The organism is Marinobacter sp. (assembly GCF_040904845.1).
GTDB lineage: Bacteria > Pseudomonadota > Gammaproteobacteria > Pseudomonadales > Oleiphilaceae > Marinobacter.
In genome coordinates, this window is record NZ_JBBDSR010000007.1 from 53,609 (window position 1) to 61,512 (window position 7,904).

General features: G+C 55.6%; 8 protein-coding genes. 5 read left to right on the top strand and 3 right to left on the bottom strand.

Going from position 1 to position 7,904, the window contains the following annotated elements; genetic code table 11:
• Window positions 1–10 precede the first annotated feature (10 nt).
• The 3 genes from WD429_RS01065 to dctP form a co-directional block, all read right to left on the bottom strand.
• Entirely contained in the window at window positions 11–1,549 is a 1,539-nt protein-coding gene (locus WD429_RS01065; protein ID WP_368420317.1) for a TRAP transporter large permease subunit, read from the bottom strand.
• A complete protein-coding gene (locus WD429_RS01070) occupies window positions 1,546–2,259 on the bottom strand; it encodes a TRAP transporter small permease subunit (protein WP_368420318.1) in 714 nt (237 codons plus the stop codon). The genes WD429_RS01065 and WD429_RS01070 overlap by 4 nt, the downstream gene beginning before the upstream one ends.
• 99 nt (window positions 2,260–2,358) lie before the next feature.
• Window positions 2,359–3,411, bottom strand: a complete 1,053-nt coding sequence (gene dctP, locus WD429_RS01075; protein ID WP_368420325.1) for a TRAP transporter substrate-binding protein DctP — start codon at window positions 3,409–3,411, stop codon at window positions 2,359–2,361.
• A 340-nt stretch (window positions 3,412–3,751) separates the two neighbouring features.
• Here dctP and WD429_RS01080 point away from each other — a divergent pair, with 340 nt between their 5' ends.
• From WD429_RS01080 to WD429_RS01100, 5 genes are all read left to right on the top strand, one after another.
• Complete coding sequence (locus WD429_RS01080; protein WP_368420319.1) at window positions 3,752–4,510, top strand: FCD domain-containing protein; 759 nt, start codon at window positions 3,752–3,754, stop codon at window positions 4,508–4,510.
• A gap of 163 nt (window positions 4,511–4,673) precedes the next feature.
• Entirely contained in the window at window positions 4,674–5,444 is a 771-nt protein-coding gene (locus WD429_RS01085) for an ABC transporter ATP-binding protein (protein WP_368420320.1), read from the top strand.
• A 99-nt stretch (window positions 5,445–5,543) separates the two neighbouring features.
• Window positions 5,544–6,302 (top strand): transporter substrate-binding domain-containing protein, encoded by a 759-nt coding sequence (locus WD429_RS01090; protein ID WP_368420321.1) that lies wholly within the window; start codon window positions 5,544–5,546, stop codon window positions 6,300–6,302.
• A gap of 51 nt (window positions 6,303–6,353) precedes the next feature.
• Window positions 6,354–7,058 carry an ABC transporter permease gene (locus tag WD429_RS01095; RefSeq protein WP_368420322.1) on the top strand — a complete coding sequence of 235 codons (705 nt, stop codon included), beginning with the start codon at window positions 6,354–6,356 and terminating at the stop codon, window positions 7,056–7,058.
• Window positions 7,059–7,061: 3 nt separating this feature from the next.
• Window positions 7,062–7,784 (top strand): ABC transporter permease, encoded by a 723-nt coding sequence (locus WD429_RS01100; RefSeq protein WP_368420323.1) that lies wholly within the window; start codon window positions 7,062–7,064, stop codon window positions 7,782–7,784.
• Window positions 7,785–7,904 lie beyond the last annotated feature (120 nt).

Sequence of the window (7,904 nt, forward strand, 5' to 3'; positions counted from 1 at the left end):
CTCCTTGTGTTTATCCGTATACAAGATTGGGCAGCCAGGTCACCACACCGGGTATCAGCACGCAAATGAACAGGCCAAACGCCTGAATCGCGAGGAACACCAGTGACGACTTGAAGATGGTACCCATGGAGATTTCAGGCGGGCACACGCCGCGAAGGTAGAACAGTGCGTACCCGAAAGGTGGACTGAGGAACGACATCTGCATGTTCACCAGATACAGCACACCAAACCACAACACCACGTCTTCCCCGGCAACGGCGGGGAAACCGAGCAGCCCGGGGAATTCCAGCGCTTCCACAATCGGGATAAAGATCGGCACGGCGAGCAGCAGAATGCCCACCCAGTCCAGGAACATGCCCAGAACCACCAGCAGCACCATCAACAGCAGCAACACGGCGTAGGGTGACAAGCCGATACCGAGGATCGATTCGGTAATAAAATCCTGACCGCCCTGCAGTATGTAGAAGCCCACAAACACCGAGGCACCAAACATGATCCACAGCACCATCGCGGTGGCTTTGGCCGTGGTCACCGACGCATCCCGCAGTGAGGCGATGGAAAACACTTTGTGCTTCATTGCCACTAGAATGGCACCGAACGAGCCAATACCCGCCGCTTCAACCGGCGTCGCGATGCCACCGAACAACAAGCCCAGCACCAGAAACACCAGCACCAAAGGCGCGATCAGATCTTTGAGCAGGAGCAGTTTCTGCTTCAGTGAAATTCGCTCATCTTCGGGCACGGGCGGGCCCAATTTCGGATTGATCTTGGCTCTGATGGCGATATACAGCACATACAGGCTCGACAGTATCAGGCCCGGAATCACCGACCCCAGATACAGCTCACCCACCGACTGCTGAGCCACTACAGCATAGAGAATCGCCAGGATGGACGGGGGAATAAGGATGCCCAGCGTGCCACCTGCCATGATCGACCCGAGGGCTATCTTGTGGTCATAGCCGCGTTTAAGCATGGCCGGCAACGCAATAATGCCCATGGTCACCACCGCCGCGCCGATCACGCCCACCATAGCCGCCAGAATGGTGGAGGCAACGATGGTGGCAATGGCCAGTCCGCCGCCGAGGCCGCCCATCCATTTGTAGACCACGTTGAACATTTCCTCGATCAACCCGGCTCGCTCAAGCATGGAGGCCATAAAGATGAACAGAGGAATCGCCGCCAGATCCGAGTTGGTCATCATCGGGAAAATACGGCTGGGCACGATGTTCAGCATCATCGAGTCGCCCACCAGGTAGATAAAGGCAACCCCCAGACCACCGGTAACGAACGCCAGCGGCAGGCCCATCATCAGTGCCACCAGCAGTGAGCCAAACATCAGGTAGGTCAACGTGCCAATTTTGACGTCGGACAACACACCGGAAAATTTGAACAGGAATTTCTCATCACTGAAGGGATCGTAAAATACGATGTTGATCACTTCCACCAACATCACAAAGCCCAGAACCACCGTGGCAATGATCATCAGCCAGGTACCCAGTTTTCCGGTCAGATTGCCGGAGCCTTGCGGATTAACCGTCGTCGAATTCATGCGTGCTGCTCCCGGCCCAAGTGAACGAACGTGGCGATGTCTTTAATCAGTTTTGACAGCCCCGCCAGCAATAACAGAACCGAGCCCAGCAACATCATGGCCTTGACCGGCCAATACTGAATGCCCCAGGTTTCCACCGTGCGCTCGTTCATGGAGTAGGAGTTCTGGAAGAAGGTCCAGGAGGTGATGATCAGCGCAAACGCAAACATGAAGAAGAACATGGAGGTGAATATGTCCATGCCCACCCGCCCTCTGGGCGGCAGAAAGTTATAGACCACATCCACCCGCACATGGGCACCGTGGAGTAACGCGAAGGCTCCGGCCAACAGGTACTGCATGCCAAACAGCAGGAAGCTGGCTTCATGTACCCAGATGGTGGGCTGGTTAAAGATGTAGCGCATGACCACTTCGAAAAAGTAGAACACCACCGCGTTCACGGTCCAGAATGCGATGAACACACCGGATTTGTCACTGATCCAGTCAACGGACTTGGTGAACCAGTTACCTTCGTAGGTGTAACCAATGGTGCCCTTCATTTCAGCTTCAATCTGCTGAAGCTTTGCATTGGCTTCGGCGTTCCGGTCAATCGCCTGTTGACCGCGTTTTGCCGACCACCGGTCCAGGGCCATCATGATCAACGGCATCACCGCCAGCCACCCCCAGTAGAACCAGTGGGGCAGCACAAAGCCAAAGGCGCTCAGATCAGACATGTTGTTACTACCTCAATCACAGCGCGGGGAAGGGAGCGAATGCGTTTTCACAGCACTCCCTGCCCTTCCCCGCTTTATGGTTTTTATGTATGTGAAGGCTTACATGCCTTTGATGTCTTCCTCGTCGATGTAGCCGACGGTGTCGTTCATCATGTAATCCAGCTGCATTTCAAAGATCGCCTTGGCGTCGTCATCCTTATTGGCCCAGTTGTACCAGATCGGAATGGCGGTGCGACGGAACTCTTCCATGTCTTTCTGGCTCAGTCGGGTCACCTGATTACCATCGGCCTTGAACTTCTCCATGGCCTCGATATTGCGCTTCTGGATGGTCAGGTAGTGGGTCTGGGAGAAACTGCGCACCTGCTCCTCGACCAGAGCCTGCAGCTTGGGATCAAGATTGTTCCAGGCCCGCAGGTTTACCGTCAGGTCCATCAGGTCCACCGGCTGATAGATCGACATCACACCCGGGGGGCCGAACATGATGTAGTCGGTGACCTGGGAGAAGCCCAGCTCATAGTTCACGGCAGGTCCGACATAGTCCGCTGCGTCAATGGTGCCTTTTTCCAGCGCCGGGAAAATGTCTGACCCTGGCAGGCTGACCGTCGCTACGCCAAACTCCTGGAACACTTCCGCGACCATGCCACCCGGCACGCGCATCTTCAGGCCCTTCATGTCGGCGAGGCTGTTCACCGGCTTCTTGGAGTGAATGATGTTGGCATCGTGCTGAATCGGGCCCACGTAGAACAGGCCATACTTCTTGTAGATTTCACGGGTTTTTTCCAGCATACCCAGCGAGTAGAACATGGTGTCCCACTGGTGAGGCTGGTCCGGGCCGGCTGGGTAAGACGACAGGAACACCGAGGCCGGAATCTTGCCGGACCAGTACAGGGTGAACGGGTTCATACCCTGCAGTACGCCGTTGCGCACCGCCTCGAACAACGCGTTGTTGTCTGCGGCAACCGACTTGGCTGGATACGCTTTGAAAATCAGCTCACCGCCTGACTTCTCTTCGATGCTGTCGCACCATTCTTCAAACAGGTCGTAACCGACAGTTCCCGCATCCCACACTGACTGGATTTTCCAGGTGGTGGCAGCGTGCGCCTGCCCGGCCCCCATCAGCAGCGTGCCGCACAAAGCCGCCCCCACCGCCATGGATCTGAGAAAACTCCTGCGTGGCGGCGTTTCACCGTCATCACAGTGACTTTGGGTGTTCTTGCTTATGTTCATCGACACATCTCCGTTGACGTTGTTGTTATGCAGAGTGAGGTCAACACCGGCACCAGCCAGTATTAGATAGATAGTCGTAGGCGAAGTGGGTTTAGTCCAGAAAATTGCCAACTGGTCAGACCAGTTTTTAACCTGCGTAAAATGGACGAAATAGCCTCGGTAAGCCATAGTACAGGGGCCGGAAAGCAATCGCCGCGAGGAATTTACCCCTCGCGGCGAGACGGCTGAACTGGTCAGACCAGCAACGGAGATCGCGGAACTCAAGATGGGCATTTCACAGGAAATATCCTACCGGCTCGAGCGGCTGATTCTGGACGGAGGCCTTGCCCCCGGGCAGAAAATTCCTTCGGAACGGCAACTGGCAAACCGGCTCGGTGTGTCCAGGGCGATCGTTCGTGAAGCCCTGCACGAACTGCAGGGCCGTGGCGTGGTCGAGACCCTCCATGGCAAAGGGTCGTTCGTGGCCAGCATAGTGCCGACCACCGAAGACCTTGATGATCGCAGCCCCCTGATGCACCTGTTCGCCGGCCACCCGCGCACCCTTTATGATCTGCTTGAGGTGCGGGAGCAACTGGAGGGCCAGGCTGCCCTGCTGGCGGCACAGCGCGCCACCAGCATCGACAGACACCGGATTACCAAAGCGTTTCGGCTGCTGGGAAACACCGACCCCCTGACCAATGCCAAACCCGACCATGGTTTTCATCAGGCCATTGTGGAGGCCTCCCACAATCCCATCCTGGTTCATGTGTTGAACGCTTTAAAGAACATGATGCTTTTGACGGTTCAGGCGTCAGTTGCCAACCTGAACCCCAGAGAGGAAATGCGCCACTCCATCATGAAGCAGCACAAGCAGATATATCAGGCGATTATGGCAGGCAAGCCAGACACCGCCCGCAAGGCGGCCATGGCCCATGTGCGGTTTGTGGGAGACTCCATGCGAAACCTCGAGAGCCAGGGCACCAAGATGATCCGGATGCCGCTGGTGACGGGCACGTCAGAGGCGGGCGTTTCGACCTATACCTGAGGTGGCAAAGAACTTGCCCCACTTGCAATAGCGTCACATTGCGACACACTTACCGGGCGACATCTGTTGTGATTTTTGGCAAAACCCGTCCTAATGGGTATTGATTTCCAATGCCACACTCCGTAAAACATGCGCCTTTGAATAACAGCCCCAGGAGTCACCCATGGCGGACCAAGCGCCTTTGATCTGCAGGGATATTCACAAAACCTTTGATCAGCTCGAAGTTCTCAAAGGCATATCGCTGGAAACCCGTAAAGGGGATGTTGTTTCCCTGATTGGCAGTTCCGGCTCCGGGAAAAGCACGTTTCTACGCTGCATCAACATGCTGGAGACCCCCACCTCTGGCGACATTATCGTGCACGGCGACCCAATACGGTTCACGACCAATCGCCGGGGCGTCCGCATTCCCGCCGATAACAAACAGGTTGAACTGATCCGCGCCAAACTTTCCATGGTGTTCCAGAGCTTCAATCTCTGGTCCCATATGACGGTGCTGGAGAACATCATCGAAGCGCCGGTCAACGTTCTCAAGGTGCCCAAAAAGGAAGCCATAGAGCGCGCGGAAGCTTACCTGAACAAAGTCGGAATTTACGAACGGAAAGATTACTACCCGGCGCAGATGTCCGGTGGCCAGCAGCAACGGGCGGCGATCGCCCGGGCCCTGGCGATGGAGCCGGAAGTCATGCTGTTTGATGAACCAACCTCCGCGTTGGACCCCGAACTGGTTGGCGAAGTACTGAAGGTAATGCAGAGCCTGGCCGAGGAAGGCCGCACCATGATCGTGGTGACCCACGAGATGGCATTTGCAAGGGATGTGTCCACTCAGGTCCTGTTTTTGCATCAGGGCGTGATTGAGGAACAGGGCACACCGGATAAAGTGTTTGATAACCCGGATTCGGAACGCATGAAACAGTTCCTGGCTCCCAACTTCTGACACTCGGTGCTATCTTGAACCGGTGAAGATATGAAAAGCTGGACATACAGCTTTCATAAAAAATAAAGCCCAAAAGGCAAACCACTGGAGAAGTGACACATGAAAAAACTGATTGTTGCAGCTAGCTGTGCCCTGGCCATGACTATGGCCGCTGGTGTAGCTCAGGCTCAGGACCGAAACCTGCGCATCGCATTCGACGTTCCCTATGAGCCATTCGAATACAAAGATGACAATGGCGAACTCACCGGTTTCGAAGTCGAACTGGCGGATGCCATGTGCGAAGAAATGAACGCTAACTGCGACTTTGTCATTCAGGCATGGGACGGCATGATCCCTGGCCTGTTGGCCCGTAAGTTTGATCTGATCATGTCGTCCATGTCGATCACACCCGAGCGCGCCGAGCGCGTTCTGTTCTCCGAGCCATACTACAACACCCCAGGTGGTTGGTTTGGGCCTGAAGGGTTCGACACCGACGTTACTGACATGGAAGCCATGGAAGGTAAAACCGTGGGCGTACAGCGCGGCACCACCATGGACACGTACGTGACCCAGGAAATGGGCGGTGTGGTTAACATCAAGCGCTACACCACCGCTGAGGACATGGTCCTGGACCTGGAAGGTCAGCGCCTGGACGTGGTCTTTGTCGACTATCCGGTGGGCGAACAGACCGTGCTGAGCAAGGATGGTTTTAAAGAGGTAGCCGAGCAGGTCAAGCTGGGCGAAGGTGTGGGTGTCGCCATGCGTAAGCGTGACGCTGACCTGGCCGAGGAAGTGAATTCCGCCCTTCGCACCCTGAAGGAAGATGGTACCTATGACACCATCATGGAAAAATACTTCGAATACGACATCAAGATGTAAAACTGCGTCAGGGGCGGCTGCAAGGGCCGCCCCTGCATACCGGACATTCCCATGCTTGATTTGAAAGGCTACGGCCCGGCCCTGCTGGAAGGGGCGGTGGTGACCATTGAACTGGCCTTCCTGTCCCTCGCCTTCGCTCTCGCTCTTGGCCTGGTTGGCGCTTCTGCCAAGCTTTCCGACAACCGTTTTGCGAAGGGCCTGGCCACCACCTACACCACGCTGATCCGTGGCGTACCGGATCTGGTGATGATGTTGCTGTTCTATTACGGCGGCCAGTTTGCCGTAAACATGCTCTCAGACCACCTCTGGAAAGCCTACGAAATCGACTTTTTCTTTCAGTTCGATCCTTTTATTGCCGGTGTCATCACCATCGGGTTGATTTTCGGTGCCTACATGACCGAGACCTTTCGCGGTGCCTTTCTCGCGGTGGAATTCGGCCAGATTGAGGCAGCACGGGCTTATGGCTTCAGCCGCTGGCACACCTTTCGCCGGATCATTTTTCCGCAAATGCTACGCCATGCTCTGCCAGGCATTGGCAACAACTGGCAGGTTCTGCTGAAAACCACGGCGCTGGTGTCGATTATCGGCCTGACGGATATGGTCCGCGTGGCCGAGGAAGCCGCCAAGGCGGAGCGCATGCCGTTTCACTTTTTCATTCCTGTGGCGGCGGTGTACCTAGCCCTGACTGCGGGTTCGGAGCTGTTTATCAAGTGGCTCGACAAACGGGCCAATGTCGGCGTGGTTCAGGGAGGTTAAGTGATGCCTGATTTCATCGCCGAATGGCTCAATCAGAACGACATATTTACCACCATGACGATCCTGGAATACTGGAACGGCATGGTAACGACGGTGCACCTGGTGTTTCTGTCCCTGATAATCGGATTGGTGGTGGCGGTGCCGCTCGCCATTCTGCGTACCGTGAAAAACCCGTTCGTGTCCGCCCCGGTGTGGTTTTACACGTACATTTTTCGCGGTACGCCGCTGCTGATTCAGCTGTACATTATCTATTACGGGCTGGCGCAGATTGAGGGCATTCAGGAAACCTTCTGGTGGTTGATTTTCCGTGAACCGTTCTACCCGGCGCTGCTGGCTTTTACGCTGAATACGGCGGCCTATACCACAGAGATTATCCGCGGTGCGATTGTCTCCACGCCCAATGGCGAGATTGAGGCGGCCAAGGCGTATGGCATGAATTGGCTTCTGCGTATGCGGCGCATTGTGTTGCCGAGTGCGGCACGGCGGGCGGTGCAGGCGTACTCCAATGAGGTGATCTTCATGCTGCACGCCAGTGCGATTGCCAGTGTGGTGACCATTGTGGATCTGACGGGGGCGGCGCGGAATATTTACTCGCGGTTTTATGCGCCGTTTGATGCGTTTATTTTTGTGGCGCTGCTGTACATGGTGCTGACCTTTGTTCTGGTGTTTGTGTTCCGCAAGCTGGAAAATCATCTTTTGAAGCATCAGCGGCCTTTGAACTCTTGAACTTAAACCTCGGTGCGGGGGCGGGCAACTAGTCCCTTCCCGGGAGACGCTACGAGCACATCCATGTGCGCTTAGGTGAAGCCATCCATGGCTTCACATACTCCCGGAAAGGGACTAGTT